This window comes from Paraeggerthella hongkongensis, from assembly GCF_003726035.1.
In the GTDB taxonomy this organism is placed as follows: Bacteria; Actinomycetota; Coriobacteriia; order Coriobacteriales; family Eggerthellaceae; genus Paraeggerthella; species Paraeggerthella hongkongensis.
The window spans coordinates 122771-138989 of the sequence record NZ_QICD01000002.1 but is presented as its reverse complement, the minus strand read 5'-3'; the positions used below and the strand labels follow the sequence as shown (position 1 = coordinate 138989).

The following is a 16219-nucleotide window of genomic DNA, read 5'->3' as shown; positions in this document are numbered from 1 at the left end:
GGAACCGGCGCATCGCTATAATACCGCAACTTGATCGAAGCACGCCGACGTTTAGGCGAAAACCCCACATCTACCCGTTCAGGACGCGAACGTCTCCTTCTCGGCGCGTCACGCCGTTCGCATCGAAGTACTCGAGCAGGGGGATGGCGTACTTTCTGCTGGTCTCCATGGCGTCCTTAAGATCGGCGGCGGTTGCCGGACCGTGCGCCAGCCGGTTCCTCACGGCTTTCTCGAAGGCTTCGAGCGCCGCTACGTCGAAGCAGAAGTCTTTTCCGACCCGCCGTACAAGCCCTTGCTTTTCCAAGATTCCGAGCGCCTTGTACCCGAGCGAGGAATCCAAGCCTGCTTTGCTCACAAGATCGGCGATGGTCGGCGGTGCTCCCGCGGCTTGCGCGAGCGCATCGCCCAGCTTTTTGGCCGCTTGCTCCTCTTTCATGCGTGCGCCCGCGCCTGCGCGCGGGTGGCTGACCTCGCCGCCCGCCACCACGGCGGCACCTTGGGCGACTGCGTAGGCCAGCAGCGCGTCGAAGCAGGCGGCGTCTGCGCGCGGCAGGCTCTTCTGTCGCAGGGCGTCCTTCGCGACCCCCGTGGAATCGGGGTTCTGGGCGTGAAACCTCAGCAGCTCGTTCTCTATAGTCGAGCGCGCTTTCTGCAGCGTCTGCGCGCTCGCGTAGCGGGTTTGCGGGCCGTCCAGGCGCACGGCCGCGCGCTTGGTTGCCAGCGCTTCAAGCTCGCGCGTGGCCCGTGACGCTTCCAGCCCCGTGGTTTCCGCCAGCTCGTCAGCCAGGATGGGCAGCGTCGCCAGGGAGAACGCCGCCTGAACCACGGTCGCCTCGTCGTCTGCGCGCAGGGCTTCCAGCAGATGGCGGGCGGGCTCGGACAGCGTGGTGGTGCGGCGGGGGTGCGCGCGCAGCACCACGCCGCCGCCTATGACGTGCACCGGAGAGTAGGATCGTATGACGAAGCGGTCCCGCCATGCGGCGGGCAAGGGCTCGTCGAGACGAATCTGCGCGAGCGCGCGGTCTCCGGGCGCGAGGCTCGTTCGGCCTTCCATGAGCAGTACGCGCGCCGTGACCTCGCGCGTCCCGTGGGCCACGTGCACGCGCGAGCCGCTTTCCAGGGGCTTTGCGTCTCGACCAGGGATTCCCAGATAGGTCAGGTCGGCATCGAAGCGGTCCGTCGGGCGCATTGCGCCCGGCGTTGCCAGGAAATCGCCCGGACGCACCTCGGCCGTCGAGAGCGCGTTCAGGTTCAAGGCCACGCGATGGCCGGCTTTGGCGCGCTCGACCGGGCTTCCATGCACCTGGATGCCGCGGATGCGCGCGCGCAGGCCGCCGGGAAGCACCTCGACCTCGTCGCCGACGGACGCTTCTCCGTTCCAAAGCGTGCCCGTCACCACGGTGCCCGCGCCTTTGATGGTGAAGGTCCGGTCGACGGGCAGGCGCAGGTGCGCGCCTTTTTTGACCCGGGACGTGGCGCGCGCAGCGCGAACCAACTCGTCCTTGAGCGCGTCGAGTCCGCGCCCCGTTCGGCTGGAAACGCGTACCACGGGTGCGTCCGCGTACGGCGTGGTCTCAAGGCGGCTGCGGATCTCGTCGGCCATGAACGTCGCCCATTCGTCGTCGACCAGATCGGTTTTGGTCAACGCGACGACGACCGATGAAATGCCCAGAAGCTCCAGCACGGCAAGGTGCTCGACGGTTTGGGGCATGATGCCGTCGTCGGCTGCGATGCACAGCAGAGCCAGGTCGATGCCCGTGGCGCCAGCGATCATCTGGCGCACGAAGCGCTCGTGGCCCGGAACGTCCACCACGCCCATGGTCAAGCCTTCTGGCAGGGAAAGCTGCGCGAAGCCCAGCTCGATGGTTATGCCGCGCTTCTTCTCTTCGGACAGGCGGTCGGGATCGGTTCCGGTAAGCGCGAGCACGAGCGACGATTTGCCGTGATCGATGTGCCCGGCGGTGCCCAGCACCAGATCGGGATGCGACGGCGTGCTCATGAGCGTGTCTCCTTCCGTGCGTCCAGGTTGTTGAAGTAAGCGCCTAAGGATTCGGCTATCACGGGAAGATCCTCTTCGCTCAAGGTGCGGGCGTCGAGCAGCACGCACTCTTTCTTGATGCGGCCCACCACCGGGACGGCACCCCGTTTCACCAGGTGCTCCTCGCATTCTTGCGCGCTGCCCCGCAAGAACGAGACGCGCACGGCGAAGGTGTCGATGTCGCACATGGGAAGCGCCCCGCCGCCGGCGCGTCCGGTTTCCGGCACCACGTCGATGCGGGCAAAGCGATCGGCTACGGTTTTCGAAACCTGTTCGCTCAGGTGCTCGGCGCGCGTGCGGACGACGGCCGCGTCCTCCGAAAGCATGCGCAGCGTCGGGACGGCCTGCATGGCTCGCTCGGGGTCCAGGTAAAGGCGCAGCGTCGCCTCGAGCGCGGCAAGCGTCATCTTGTCCAGGCGAAGCGCACGCGCGAGCGGGTTCTTCTTCAGGCGGTCGACGTGACGCTTCGAGCCCGCTATGATGCCCGCCTGCGGCCCTCCGAGCAGCTTGTCCCCGGAAAACGAGACCAGGTCGACGCCTGCTTGCAGCGATTCCGCCACCGTGGGTTCGGCGTAATCGCCGAAGCAGTCCAGTCGCAGCAGCGCGCCCGACCCCTGGTCTTCGTAGACCATAACCTCGGGAAGGGGCGGCGTCTGCGGGTTGGCGCGGCGGCGTTCGTTTTCGGCGTCCGCCAGACGCCTGAGCTCGCGGATGCCCACGCTTTCGGTGAACCCGACCATGCGGTAGTTCGAGGGATGCACTTTCAGCAGCATGGCGGTGTCCGGGCTGAGGGCGCGCTCGTAATCGGCCGGATGGGTCTTGTTCGTGGTGCCCACCTCCACCATGGCCGCGTTCGACAGCGCCATGATGTCGGGGATGCGGAAGGAGCCGCCTATCTCCACAAGCTCCCCGCGCGAGACCACGCCCTCGTGCCCGGCGGCGAACTCCGTGAGCACCATCATGACGGCGGCGGCGTTGTTGTTCACGGCTATGGCGGCTTCCGCCCCGGTCAAGGCGCAGATCAGATGCTCCACATGATCGTGGCGACTGCCGCGGGCAAGGGCGTTCACGTCGTACTCCAGCGTGGAGTACCCGCGCGCTGCCTCCACGACGGCCTCCACGGCTTCCTCGGCAAGCGCGCTGCGTCCGAGGTTCGTGTGAACCACCACGCCCGTGGCGTTTATCACGCGGCGCAGCGACGGTGCGAGGTTGGCGAGCGCGCGGGCGCATGCGCTATCCGCGACGGCGTCTGCGTCCACGGCGGTTCGACGGCCCGCCAGCACCTCTTGGCGCGCTTCGTCGATGGATGCGCGGGCGCAGTCGGCCAGGATGCGTCGGGGCAGCAGCGTATCGAGCGCGCGCAGCTGCGGCGCGTTGATCGTTTCTTCCACTTGCGGAAGGGTTCGGAGTATGTCTTGAACGGAAGCGGGTTTCATGGACTGCCTTTCTTCGACGCGCGTAGATCGCGTAAGAGTATACCAAGGCGCGCCCGTGCGTGGCTCCCGCGCCAAGAATCGGCTTGCGGGGCCGCGTCGGCGGTCGGGGCGGCCCCGTTCGGAAGGCTTCAGGGCGCACGAAACGACCTTCCGCAAGCCGTTCCGCCGGATTTCCCGTAGGCGCGGCGCGACGAATGTGCAACAATGCGATGTTGTTCGGTGATCGGGCCTGCAACAGGCTCGGACGGTGAGGAATCAAGGATGAACGGCAACGATGCTGCGGCCTTCGGCAGGCGAGCGGCGTGTTGTCGGCGACGAGAGAAGAGGATACGGGCTCCATGAACGTGAGCGACGAGGATTTGAGGGCTCTCAAGCCCGATGCGCTGTCTCCTGCGGAGACGGCGTTGAAAGCCGAAACGCTTGGCAAGACGAAGGCGGCCATGCCGCTGGGCAAGTGCTTCGTCTCGGCGATGCTCGCGGGCGCGTTCATCGCGCTCGGCGGCCTGTATTTCTGCGTGTTTTTGGGCGATCCCGCCATGTCCTTTGCCGTGCAGCGAATGGTGGGCGGTGTGTGCTTTTGCCTAGGTTTGGTTCTGGTGCTGTGCTGCGGTGCCGAGCTGTTCACGGGGAACACGCTTTTGATCTGCGCTAAGGCTTCGCGCAAGATCAGCTGGAGCGCTACGTTGAAGAATTGGACCACGGTGTGGATCGGAAACCTGGCGGGTGCGCTCGTTATCGTGGGGATGGTGTACATGGCGCAGGTGTTTCAGATGAACGGTGGCGCGGTGGGCGAGGCTATGGTGAGCATCGCTGCCGGAAAGGTGTCGCCCGACTGGATCACGCTGTTCTTCAAGGGTATTTTGTGCAACGTCTTGGTATGCTTGGCCGTATGGATCGGCTTTTCGGCGCGCACGGTTGCCGATAAGGTCCTGGGAGTGCTTCTTCCCGTATCGGCGTTCATCGCCTGCGGGTTCGAGCACTGCGTGGCGAACATGTTCCTGCTGCCGCTGGGGTTCGTTCTGAACGGCATGGGCTTCGGCGCTGCGGATGCGGTCACGCTAGGCGGGATGCTGACGAACCTGTCGGCGGCTACCCTTGGCAACATCGCGGGAGGCGTTTTGGTGGGGTTGGCGTACTGGTTCATTTACCGGAAGAAGGAGTCTTAATTGGAACAAGTTGACGCGCGCGGGCAGGCGTGTCCGCTGCCGGTGGTGCGCGCGAAGAAAGCGCTCGCGGCTATGGACGCCGGTCGGCTGGAAGTGCTCGTGGACAATGCAACGGCTGCGGACAACTTGGAATCGCTTGCCCGCGCCCTCAAGTGCACGGCGCACCGTGAGGATCGTGACGATGGGACGTTCGCGGTGACCTTGTCGAAGGGCGCGGATATCGTGGACGCTTCGCAAGCTGCTCTTGAGGCGGAGCCTGCTGCGGCTTCCGAGGGCGAGGCTGCGAGCGTGGTCGTCATCGCGTCCGAGTTCATGGGGGCGGGTGACGACGAGCTGGGCGCGGTGCTCATGAAGGGCTTCGTGTTCGCGCTGACGCAGCTCGACCAGTTGCCTTCGACGGTGCTGCTGTACAACTCGGGCGTGAAGCTGGCGTGCGAAGGGTCTGCTTCGCTCGAGGATTTGGCGTCGTTGCAGCGTGCGGGGGTCGAGGTTATGAGCTGCGGGACCTGTCTGGCGCACTTCGGCTTGACCGAGCGTTTGGCGGTGGGAGAGGTTACCAACATGTACGCCATCGTTGAGAAGCAAGCGGCTGCTACTACGGTGATCAGGCCGTAATCGGCTGCCGCAAGGAAGGAAGCGCGCCATGATCTACCTGGACAACGCTGCTACGACCGCGCGCAAGCCGTCCGAGGTTGCGAAGGCGGTCGCCCGCGCCATCGACGGGTTCGGCGGTGCGGGCAGGGGTGCGCACGGAGCTTCGCTCGATGCCGGGTTGGCGGTTTTTCGCGCCCGTGAGCGCCTTGCGCGTCTCTTGGGCGCGGCGGGGCCAGCGCGGATCGCCTTCACTTGCAACGCTACCGAGGCCCTCAACGCGGCTGTGCTCGGCCTTTTGGAGCCGGGCGCGCATGCGGTTACCACGGCGGCCTCCCACAATTCGGCGCTGCGCCCGCTGTACCGCATGCAGGACGAATGCGATTGCAGCTTGTCCGTCGTTGACGTGGGGCGGGACGGCTCCCTCGATTACGATGCTTTCGATGCCGCGTTTCGCTCGGACACGAAGCTTGCCGTGGTGACCCATGCCTCGAATCTGACCGGGGACGTTTACGACATCGCCCGCCTAGCCCGCATCAGCCACGATCACGGTGCCCTCCTGGTGGCGGATGTTGCCCAGACGGCCGGTTTGCTCGACATCGACATCGAACGCGACGGCATCGATGTTGCGGCGTTCACCGGGCACAAGAGCCTGTACGGCCCGCAGGGTACCGGCGGGCTGGCGGTGGCCTCGCATGTTGAGGTCCGTCCGTTCAAGGTTGGCGGCACGGGCGCGCGCAGCTACGACAGATTCCAGCCTGCGGAGATGCCCGACCGCTTGGAGGCGGGCACGCTCAACGCCCATGGAATCGCAGGGCTGGAGGCGGGCTTGGCCTACATCGAGGAGCGGGGCGTCGCGTCGCTTGCCGCTCAAGCGACGCAGCTTGCCCGACGGTTCGAACGCGGCGTGCGCGCCGTTGCGGGCGTCCGGGTGTACGGCGGAGGCGGCGATGCCGGCAGGTGCGGGATCGTTGCGCTCAACGTGGGAGCGTGCGATTCTTCGGTCGTGGGCGACATCCTGAACGCCGAGTTCGGCATCTGCACGCGCGCCGGCGCCCATTGCGCGCCGCTGATGCACGAGGCGTTGGGTACGCGCGAGCAGGGTGCGGTGCGGTTCAGCTTCAGCTCCTTCAACACCGAGGCCGACGTGGACGCGGCGGTTCGCGCCGTGGCCGAGATAGCGTCGGAGGTCGAAGGTCGATGAGGAGCAAGACGCCGAAGGCGGTTGCGACGTTCGCGTCTTCGAGCGATGCTTTAGCCGTGGAATCGCAGGCGCGCAGCGGCGGGATTCCCGGTCGGGCCATTCCCGTGCCTTCGGAGATAGCGGCTGGTTGCGGCATTGCCTGGTGCGTTCCGGCAGCAGAGCGCGACGTGCTCGAAGCCGCGCTGCGGGAGCGCGGCTTGGCTTTCGAGAGCATGCACGAAGTCTATCTGTACTGAGGGCGCCGAGCGGCTTCGGATCGATGTCGTCCGGCGCGCGCTCAAACCATCCTGATACGCCCTGCTTCGCCCGCTTCCACCCAGCCGATGCGAGAGGGCGCGCGTCCCGCCCTTTGCTTGAACGCTTCCGAGAACGCGTGGGCTTCGTCTGGGTCGACGGCCACCAGCAGGCCGCCCGAGGTTTGCGGGTCGCACAGAACGCCCATGCGGTTGTCGAACTCCTCCTCGTCCAGGTCCTCTGAAGACACGTATGAGCTGGCCCATTCGATGATCCCGAAGCTCTTTCCGGGTCGGCAGTAGTCGCAAGACAGTTGGTACACGCCGTCGAACAGGGGCAGCGCGTTCCAATCTAGGAGGGCGGAAACGCCGCTCGCCTGGAGCATTTCGTGCAGATGCCCCGCCAATCCGAAGCCGGTCACGTCGGTGGCGGCGTGGACGTTCGCTTGGATCATGGCGTCCGCGGCGGTCTTATTGAGTTCCATCATGGAGTCGATGACGGGCCGCATGCCCGCTTCATCGATCAGTCCGGCGCGATAGCCCGCGTTCATGATGCCCGATCCCAGCGTTTTGGTGTAGAACAGCGCGTCGCCCGGAAGCGCTCCGCCGTTGCGGACGATGCGGTCGGGATGCACGGTGCCGAAGACCGAGAGGCCGTACTTGGGCTCGTCGTCCTCGATCGAATGGCCGCCCACTACGAACGCCCCCGCTTCGCGCACCTTGTCGGCGCCTCCTCGCAGCACGTCGCCCACCACGTCGGTGCCTAAGCTGCAGGGAAATGCGAGGATGTTGAGCGCCGTCAAGGGCTTGCCACCCATAGCGAACACGTCCGAGAGCGCGTTCGCCGCAGCGATCGCTCCGAATTCGTAAGGGTCGTCCACGACGGGCGTGAAGAAATCCAGCGTGAGCACGGCGGCCGTTTCGTCGTCGAGACGGTACACGGCGGCATCGTCGGACGTGTCGAATCCCAGCAGCAGATCGGCGTCGGGCGGCGGCGCGATGTCCTTCAATATGGCTTCGAGGTCAACCGGACCCCATTTCGCTGCTCAACCGCCTTTTTCGGTCAGGCGGGTTAAGCGTATGCGCTCGGTTTCGCTCATGATGCGTCGCTTTCTGCTCATCGGCCGCCGCGTCGGGCGGCGCGTTTCGATCGAGTATAGCATGGGCTTCGGACGTCGGCGGGCGCGCTCGATGGGCGAGCGTCGGCTTCGGGCTGACGGGGATGCCCCTTGCCGTGCGCGCCGCGCGTCGCGCGTCGAGGGAGCCTTTCAAGCTCGGTTCCGCCTCGGTTCCGGCCAATCTGTCAAAAAGGGCGAGTTTTGCTGGTCCTCGGATCAGGATAATAGGTGTTTGTAAGCTCGTGAACTGGTGCGATGTAAAACGCCTTCGGCTGGTAGTTCCTTCAAGAGCGAAAAATCGCCTCAAAACTCGTCCGTTTTGGCAGAACGCGACGGTGCTGCTCGCTCTTGGAATATCGCCGGACTTCGTCGGGCGCGCCTTGTTCGCCAGCTTCGGCGGTGTTGCGGCGGTTGCGTTCGGGCGCCGCCTGCCCGGATGCCTTCCTTCGGCGTGGAGCCTCGTAGTATCATGGGTGGCCGACGACAAGGAGGAGCCTCCATGAACATACTGACGATCAGCGCGCAGAAGCCGGACAGCACGGGCAGCGGCGTCTACCTGGCTGAAATCGTGCGCGCGTTTCGCGCCGCCGGACATGATGTCGCGGTGATCGCGGGCGTCGATGCGGACGACGCTCCCGTGCTCGCCGAGGGCGTCCTGTTCCATCCGGTGCGCTATCGCACGCACGATCTGCCGTTTCCCGTGTGCGGCATGAGCGATCAGATGCCCTACGTCTCCACGCGCTACCGCGACATGACGCCGGACATGGTGGCGCGCTTCGAGGCCGCGTTCTCGGCGGCCATCGCGGACGTGACGCGTACGTTCAAGCCCGATCTGGTCATATGCCACCATTTGTACCTGGTGACCGCAGTCGCGGCGGGGGCGGGCTTGGCTTGTCCGGTGACTGCGGTGTGTCATTCCACCGATCTGCGCCAGATGCGAAGCCACGGTTTGAAACGCGATCGCATCGTGTCGGCCGTGCGCGCGCTCGACCTGGTGTTCTCGCTGCACGAAGCGCAGAAGCGCGAGATCGAAGACGTGTACGGGATTTCCTCGGAGCGTATCCGGGTGGTGGGGACGGGCTACGATTGCACGGTGTTTCGCGAAGGGCCGAACCCTCGCGCGGCGGGCCGCATCCAGATCGCCTACGTGGGCAAGATCAGCCGGAAGAAGGGCGTGGAGAGCTTGCTTCGGTGCTTGGATCTGATGTCCCTTCCGAAGGATCGACTCGCATTGCGCCTGGTGGGAGGCCATTCGACGGAAGATGAGCTTGCGCGCATGCGCTCGCTCGCCGAAGGCAGCGGCTTTTCCGTGGAGTTTGCGGGCAAAGTGGACCAGGACGAGCTGGTGCGCACCTACCAGGCGGCTCATCTGTTCGTGCTCCCGTCGTTTTACGAGGGCTTGCCGCTCGTGGTGGTCGAGGCGCTTGCCTGCGGGTGCCGGGTGGTGGTTACCGACCTGCCCGGCGTGCGCGCATGGCTGGACGAATCGGTGCCCGGCGCGCCCGTGACGTACGTGGATCCTCCGCGCATGGTCGGGGTCGACGAGCCGGCGCAGGAGGACCTTCCCGCGTTCGAGCAACGGCTGGCTCGCGCCATCGAGCGCAGCGCGCAGGAAGCGCTGCAGCCCGCGCGCTGCGAGGACGCTCCCGTCGACATGGCGCGCCTTTCGTGGAATGCGCTCGGAGCGCGCATGTTGGAGCTTGCCGCCGCGACGTCATTGCAGGTCGATGCGGCAGCTCTCTGACGTGGGCGGGCAGTATATCAGGTACGGTATCGTGATCAGCGCCACGTCGCGGCGCTCTATCAGCTCGGACTCCAGAAGCAACGTGGTCTGATTGTGCAGCGGCATCTGCCATGGTTTCGTCACCAGCTGGGGCATGACGATGGTGAGCGTCTCGTGCTTTTCCAGGAGCGCAAGCCGTGCATCGATGTGGTTGATGAGGACTTCCTGAACGTTGCGGTAGGGGGCTTTCTCGATGACGAGCGGCGCATCGACCCCCAGCCTTTGATAGTCGGCCTTGAATCGTCGCGTGGCGGCCGCGCTGACTTTCACGTGGTACACCTCGATGTCGTTGCTCAGGCTTCGCGCGTAGTTGAGCGTTTTGATGAACGGCCGGTTGACGGAGTAGGCGGGCACGACCACGTGGGTGCGGGGTATGTCCACCTGTAAAAGCGCACGGGCCTTCTCGTCGTCGTGGATGGCCAGGCTTTGCTTGACGTCGCGGTAGTGCCTGTTGATGACGGACATGACGGCGACGATGCAGCCGATGGCCACCAGCGAGATCCATGCCCCGGCGAAGAAGTTCGTGGTGATGATGACGACGAACACGCCTGCTGTGACAATCGCTCCGAAGCCGTTGATGCTGGCGCGACGAAGCCAGGGACCCGTGCGGTTGCGCCGCCAATGGACGACCATGCCGCCTTGGGCGATGGTGAACGACAGGAACACGCCGGCCGCGTACAGCGGGATGAGCATGTGCGTGTCCCCGGAGAACGCCAGCACCAAAACGATGGCGAACGCCGAGGCGAACAGGATGCCGTGCGTGTACACGAGCCGCGATCCCTTGTCGGCGAAGCGCTTCGGAAGGAATCCGTCGAGGGAGAGCAGGGACATGAGCTGCGGCAGGCCGTTGTAGGCGGTGTTGGCGGCTAGAAGCAGGATGAGCGCCGTGGCCGCTTGGATCACGTAGAACATGATGCTGTCCGCCCCGAACACGCTGGTGGCGATCTGCGCCACCACGGTCATCTCGGAAGACGGCGTGACCTGGCAGAGCATCGCGAGCAGGCACACGCCGCCGAAGATGACCAGCACCACGATTCCCAGCAGGTTCAAGGTCGCCTTGGCGTGCTGGCGCGCCGGAGCCGCGAAGTTCGGCACGCTGTTGCTGATGGCCTCGACGCCGGTGAGCGCGGAGCATCCCGAAGAGAACGCTCTCAACACGAGGAACAGCGTGAGGTCGCCCGTTGTCTGGGAGAGGGCCGCCGCCTGCTGAACCGGCGTGGTCAGGCCGAGGGCCGACTTGACCACGCCGGTCACGATCATGACCAGGACCGATGCAATGAAGAAATAGGTGGGCAGCCCGAACATCTTCGACGACTCGCGCAGGCCGTGCAGGTTCCCGATCGTCATGAGCACGACGAACGCCACGATCAGGGGGACTTTGAAAGGGGTTGCCGCGGGCAGGGCCGACGTGACGGCCGCCGCGCCCGAGCACGAGCTCACGGCGATGGTGAGCACGTAGCCCAGGATGAGGCCCGAAGCCGCCACGAGCGACGGGACGCGCCCCAGGTTCTCGCGCGCCACGCTGTAGGCGCCGCCGCCTTGAGGATAGGCGTCGATGACCTGGCGGTAGCACAGCACCAGCATGAACAGGAGCGCGATGATGGCTCCGGCCACGCCGAGCATGGGCGTGTAGCTTGCCAGGGCGAGCACGGGAACCAAGACCAGGAGGATTTCCTCGCAGGCGTAGGCGACCGACGAGATCGCGTCGCTCGAAAGGACCGGCAGGCCCCATACCACGCCGTATTTCTGCGACTCGATCTCCGAGCTTTTGAGCGGCTTGCCGATGAGCCGATACTTCAACGCGTTCGCGTTCAACTTGACCCTCCTACCGGTTCGCCTCGGGACGTTGCGCTCGAGGCGGCGAAACCCCTCAGTTCGAGGTGATGACGGTCTACTCCTATTTCCCCGTACGGTCAAGATGCGAAACGGTGCGCGTGCGGCATCTTTTCGGCTGAGCGCGCACCGTTCGCCATGCAGTTCAGCGAGGCTTTTGAGCTGGTTTTGCATACATTCCCCGTAAATCTTGAATAAAGGGGTTACCAAATCGCGGAAAACCGCATATACTTCCACCAGTCCTTTAAAAGCGGTACAGAGAGACCGACAAGGTAACAACTTAGCAGCGTTCACCCGAACAAGAACGCGCATGCTGTGAGCCTTTGTCTGTCGCGGAGGCTTTTTTCATGCCCTCGCGCAGACGCCGCCAACTCGGGGGCGACGCGGGATCGGCGCGAGCCGAAGAAGCGAAACCCGGCGGGACTAGGTCCGTCTGTACGCACTCGACGAAAGAAAGGGTGTGTATGAACGACGCAGGAACGGTCAAGACCGTCTGCATGGATGCAGACGAAATCGAGCGGTCGTTGACGCGCATTGCGCATCAGATCCTCGAGACCAACAAGGGCGCGAACGATATCGCGCTCGTCGGCATCGTGACGCGCGGCGATCTGCTCGCCAAACGCCTGGCCGAGAAGATCGAGCAGATCGAGGGCGCCAAGGTGCCGCTCGGCAAGCTCGACATCAGCTTCTATCGCGACGACTTCGCGACGCATCTCTCTCCCGAGGTGCATTCCACCGACATCTTCTTCGACCTTGACGGCAAGACGGTCGTGCTGGTGGACGACGTCCTGTACACGGGCCGCACCATCCGCGCCGCGCTCGACGCGCTCATGGATATCGGCCGCCCGGCTGCGGTGCAGCTGGCGGTTCTGGTTGACCGCGGGCATCGCGAGCTTCCCATCCGCGCCGACTTCGTGGGCAAGAACGTGCCTTCTTCTTCCGAGGAGAACGTGCGCCTGTTCCTGGAAGAGGCGGACGGCAAGTCCGAAGTTGAGATTCTGGAAATGGCTCCGGGCTCCCGCGCGGGTTCGGCACCGCTGGGGGGTGAATAGAGATGGGCTTCAACCATAAGCATCTGATCGATATTACGGAGTATTCCGCTGACGATATCATGACCGTTCTGGAAACGGCGGTCCGTTTCAAAGAGGTCAACGAGCGCCGCATCAAGCAGGTGCCCACGCTCAAGGGCGTGACCGTGGTCAACATGTTCAACGAGCCGTCCACGCGCACGCGCTCCTCGTTCGAGATCGCCGAGAAGCGCCTTTCCGCCAACAGCTTGAACTTCGGCGGCAGCTCGACGTCGCTCGTGAAGGGCGAGAGCCTGGTGGACACGGTGGAAACGCTGTGCGCCTACAAGATCGACATGATCATCGTGCGCGACAAGCACGCCGGCGTGCCCCGCAAGATCGCCGACGTGTCCGGCGCCCACGTCATCGACGCCGGCGACGGCAAGCACCAGCATCCCACTCAGGCGCTTCTGGACCTGTACTCCATCTGGGAGAAGAAGGGCGACCTGAACGGCCTCAAGGTGGGCATCGTGGGCGACATCGGCCATTCCCGCGTGTGCGGAAGCCTGATTCCCGCGCTCAAGATCATGGGCTGCGAGGTGACCGTGGTGGCGCCGCGCACGCTCATGCCGGCCCGCCCCGATGTTCTGGGCGCCGACCACGTGACCACGAACCTCGACGAGGCGCTGCCCACCCTGGACGTGGTGTACATGCTGCGCATCCAGCGCGAGCGCCTGGAAGGCGCGCCGTATCCCAGCCTGCGCGAGTACAACCAGCTGTTCGGTCTGACCCGCGAGCGCGAGCACCTGATGAAGCCCGATGCGCTCATCTGCCACCCCGGCCCCATCAACCGCGGCGTCGAACTGGACAGCTACATGGCCGACCATCCGAACCGCTCGGTCATCCTCGACCAGGTCTACGCCGGAATACTCACTCGTATGGCTGAAATGTATCTTCTTCTCGGAGGGAGCGAAGATGGCTTTGCTGCTTAAGAACGCCCGTGTGATCGACCCGCAGGTGGGTCTGGACGAGACGGCCGACATCCTGGTTCGCGACGGCAAGATCGTCGAGGTGGGCCAGAGCCTGACCATGGAGAAGGGCGTCGAGCGCGACCTTTCCGGCAAGATCGTGGTTCCGGGCTTGGTGGACATGCACGTGCATCTGCGCGAGCCCGGCTTCGAGCAGAAGGAAGACATCGCTTCCGGAACGCGCGCGGCGGCTCACGGTGGCTTCACGGCGGTGTGCTGCATGCCCAACACCAAGCCCATCATCGACAACGCGCTGGGCGTCGAGTACGTCAAGTCGCGCGCTGCAGCCGTGGGCAAGTGCCGCGTGCACGTGTCGGGCGCGTGCAGCCAAGGGCTCAAGGGCGAGACGCTTTCCGAAATGGGCGACATGGTGGCCCACGGTGCGGTGGCCTTCACCGACGACGGCCGCGGGGTGCAGGATGCGGGCATGATGCGCCGCGTCATGGACTACGGCGCGATGTTCGACAAGGTCATCATGAGCCATTGCCAGGACGAGGGCCTGGTGGGCGACGGCCAGGTGAACGAGGGCGTCGCGTCCACGCGCCTGGGCATGCTGGGCTGGCCGGCGGAAGGCGAGGAACTGCAGATCGCCCGCGACATCGCTTTGTGCCGCCTGACGGGCTGCCCGCTGCACATCCAGCACATTTCCACGGCTCGCGGCCTCGACCTGGTGCGTGCTGCGAAGGCCGAGGGACTGCCGGTGACCTGCGAGGTCACGCCGCACCACTTGTTCCTGACCGAGGACGCCATCGGCGACGACTACAACACCTTCCTCAAGGTGAATCCGCCGCTGCGCACGGCCGAGGACGCCGCCGCGCTCATCGAGGGCGTGAAGGACGGCTCCATCGACGCCATCGTGACCGACCATGCGCCGCATGCCGCATGGGAGAAGGACTGCGAGTTCGAGATCGCCATGTTCGGCATGACCGGCTTGGAAACCTCGCTTTCGCTCATGATCACGAACCTGGTGGCAACCGGCGCGATGGATTACGCGAAGCTGGTCGAGGTCATGGCCGTCAACCCGCGCGCCATCCTGCGCGTGGAGCCGGTCAAGATCGAGGCGGGCAGCACGGCCGACCTCACGGTGATCGATCCCGAGGCCGCTTGGACGGTGGAGGCCGACGGCTTCGTTTCGAAGGCGAAGAACTCCGGCTTCATCGGCGCCGAGCTGAAGGGCCGCGCCACCGACGTCTATGTGGGCGGTTACGCGACGCTCGAAGACGGCGCGATCGTCGAATAGGACGCTGTAGGATCGTTTCGGGGCTGCGCCCCGAAACGACGCGGGTTCGCAGGGACCGCTTGTTCGCAGAGCCGGAGCCGGGCGATCGCCCGGCTCCGGCGTCGTTGCGGCCCCGCATCAGCGAAGCGATGCGGGGCCGGCCTGCATTCTTGCGATCGCAGGGGTTCCTGCGGCCTCGGCGCGCGGGTTGCCCTGCTGAATGCCCGATTCTTCCCCGAATGTTGCGTTTTGAAGATGGCCGGGCGCCCGGCCATCGATATGCGCGCTCGTTTCGCCTGGTCGCGGATGCTCGTCCTTGGCGCGCGAGTCTGGATGCGCGCGCGTGCGCAACATTGAGGGAAGAATCGAGCGCGCGCGTGCGCGATGCGTGGTAGAATCGTCTTCTCATCGAGCCAGTGCAGGCGCTCTTCGCTTCGCGAAGCAGCCCATAGGGGAGGCCGAGCCCTCGCTTCCCGGTACCACGTCTGCAAGATCCTCGCAGCTTAGGGCGAACGAGGAGACTGCCATGAAGCCTATGCGGGTTTGCTTCGGCCACCGAACTGCTTTTCAGATGCTGCGGGCGCTTTGCGAGCGGGAGCTTGCGGAGACGAAAGGTGCCGTGCCGCGCCTTCCCGACCGAGCGCTGAGCGAACGGGAGCTCGATGGGTTGATCGAGCGCATCGAGGGCGATCGCCCCGGCTTGTCGATCGATCGCCCGGTCCATTTTATTCTGGGAACCGCTTCGAGATGCCGTTCCACCTCGCGTCGAGTCCCGCATGTTTCCACGGTGAAAATGCGGGGAAAGCCGTTTCTTCGATTGCCGGGCGGCATAGGCGTGTGCAGCGCGCCGCTTGCCTGCGTGCAGGTGGCTCCATCGGCGAAGGACAAGATCGACCTGCTCGAATTGGCCTACGAGTTGTGCGGAACGTATCGCAGCGTGCGAACGTCTGCTGCTCCGGCGTATCAGGTGCCGGCTCTCGCTTCGGCGCGGTCCCTGCGCGATTTCGTTTTCCTCAACCCTTCGATCAGGGGCGCTCGGAGCGTGGTTCGCATCCTGCCGTATGTGGCGGAAGGCTCGGCGTCTCCGCGAGAGACGAAGCAAGCGCTCCTATTGGGCTTGCCGTCTTCGTACGGTGGATACGGCTTGGGCATCCCTCGGATGAACCATGAGGTGAAGGCGAGCGCCGCCGCCCGCGCGATTTCCGGGAAAAGGAGCTTTCGCTGCGATTTGTGCTGGCCGGAGGCGAAGCTCGACGTGGAGTACCAGAGCAGGGAGATGCACGGAGGGGAGGCGAGCCGCATCGGGGATTCGAGGAGGACGAACGCGCTGATGTCGATGGGCTGGACCGTGATCAACGTCACGAACGAAGAGCTGGAGAACTTCGCTGCGACCGATGCGATCGCCCAGACGATTCGTCGTCATTTGGGAAAGCGCGCGCAGGATGGCGTCCCGGATCGCCATGCGCGCAAGCTGAGGCTCCGCAGGCAGCTCGGCCTTCCGGTGGATCGCTGGTAGGCTTGGGAGCTCGTTTTTGCCCCGAATGTTGCGTTTGGGAGGCGGGC

Annotated in this window: 13 protein-coding genes; 9 read left to right on the top strand and 4 right to left on the bottom strand. The window is 65.0% G+C overall.

Features of this window, described 5'->3' with window-relative positions; translation table 11 throughout:
* Positions 1-70: 70 nt before the first annotated feature.
* Both selB and selA read right to left on the bottom strand, forming a co-directional pair.
* Positions 71-1999: a selenocysteine-specific translation elongation factor gene (selB, locus tag DMP08_RS01965; RefSeq protein WP_123191323.1), complete on the bottom strand. Its 1929-nt coding sequence runs from the start codon at positions 1997-1999 to the stop codon at positions 71-73.
* Positions 1996-3474 carry an L-seryl-tRNA(Sec) selenium transferase gene (gene selA / locus DMP08_RS01960; protein WP_123191322.1) on the bottom strand — a complete coding sequence of 493 codons (1479 nt, stop codon included), beginning with the start codon at positions 3472-3474 and terminating at the stop codon, positions 1996-1998. The genes selB and selA overlap by 4 nt, the downstream gene beginning before the upstream one ends.
* A 338-nt stretch (positions 3475-3812) precedes the next feature.
* Between selA and DMP08_RS01955 the strand changes: the two genes are divergently transcribed.
* Genes DMP08_RS01955 through DMP08_RS01940 form a run of 4 tightly spaced genes read left to right on the top strand, consistent with a single transcriptional unit; the run spans position 3813 to position 6671 of the window.
* On the top strand, positions 3813-4640 hold the full coding sequence (locus tag DMP08_RS01955; protein ID WP_211328368.1) for a formate/nitrite transporter family protein: 828 nt from the start codon (positions 3813-3815) through the stop codon (positions 4638-4640).
* Positions 4641-5255: a sulfurtransferase-like selenium metabolism protein YedF gene (yedF, locus tag DMP08_RS01950; protein WP_123191321.1), complete on the top strand. Its 615-nt coding sequence runs from the start codon at positions 4641-4643 to the stop codon at positions 5253-5255.
* A gap of 28 nt (positions 5256-5283) precedes the next feature.
* Positions 5284-6435 (top strand): aminotransferase class V-fold PLP-dependent enzyme, encoded by a 1152-nt coding sequence (locus tag DMP08_RS01945; RefSeq protein ID WP_123191320.1) that lies wholly within the window; start codon positions 5284-5286, stop codon positions 6433-6435.
* On the top strand, positions 6432-6671 hold the full coding sequence (locus DMP08_RS01940) for a putative Se/S carrier protein (protein ID WP_123191319.1): 240 nt from the start codon (positions 6432-6434) through the stop codon (positions 6669-6671). The genes DMP08_RS01945 and DMP08_RS01940 overlap by 4 nt, the downstream gene beginning before the upstream one ends.
* Before the next feature lie 41 nt (positions 6672-6712).
* Here the strand turns inward: DMP08_RS01940 and selD are convergent, their stop codons facing one another.
* Positions 6713-7768, bottom strand: coding sequence for a selenide, water dikinase SelD (selD, locus tag DMP08_RS01935; RefSeq protein ID WP_123191318.1), 1056 nt, complete (start codon positions 7766-7768; stop codon positions 6713-6715).
* A 517-nt stretch (positions 7769-8285) separates the two neighbouring features.
* Between selD and DMP08_RS01930 the strand changes: the two genes are divergently transcribed.
* Entirely contained in the window at positions 8286-9530 is a 1245-nt protein-coding gene (locus DMP08_RS01930; RefSeq protein WP_161555398.1) for a glycosyltransferase family 4 protein, read from the top strand.
* On the opposite strand, the gene DMP08_RS01925 is transcribed toward DMP08_RS01930, so the two are convergent.
* Entirely contained in the window at positions 9501-11384 is a 1884-nt protein-coding gene (locus DMP08_RS01925; RefSeq protein WP_123191316.1) for an APC family permease, read from the bottom strand. The genes DMP08_RS01930 and DMP08_RS01925 overlap by 30 nt on opposite strands.
* A gap of 482 nt (positions 11385-11866) precedes the next feature.
* Between DMP08_RS01925 and pyrR the strand changes: the two genes are divergently transcribed.
* From pyrR to DMP08_RS01900, 4 genes are all read left to right on the top strand, one after another.
* Positions 11867-12454: a bifunctional pyr operon transcriptional regulator/uracil phosphoribosyltransferase PyrR gene (pyrR, locus tag DMP08_RS01920; RefSeq protein WP_123191315.1), complete on the top strand. Its 588-nt coding sequence runs from the start codon at positions 11867-11869 to the stop codon at positions 12452-12454.
* Positions 12455-12456: 2 nt separating this feature from the next.
* On the top strand, positions 12457-13401 hold the full coding sequence (locus DMP08_RS01915; protein ID WP_123191314.1) for an aspartate carbamoyltransferase catalytic subunit: 945 nt from the start codon (positions 12457-12459) through the stop codon (positions 13399-13401).
* Positions 13385-14677: a dihydroorotase gene (locus tag DMP08_RS01910; protein WP_123191313.1), complete on the top strand. Its 1293-nt coding sequence runs from the start codon at positions 13385-13387 to the stop codon at positions 14675-14677. Before DMP08_RS01915 ends, DMP08_RS01910 begins: the two co-directional genes overlap by 17 nt.
* 505 nt (positions 14678-15182) lie before the next feature.
* The gene (locus DMP08_RS01900) at positions 15183-16172 is read left to right on the top strand and encodes a PDDEXK family nuclease (protein WP_123191311.1); all 990 of its coding nucleotides are present in this window, start codon (positions 15183-15185) and stop codon (positions 16170-16172) included.
* Positions 16173-16219 lie beyond the last annotated feature (47 nt).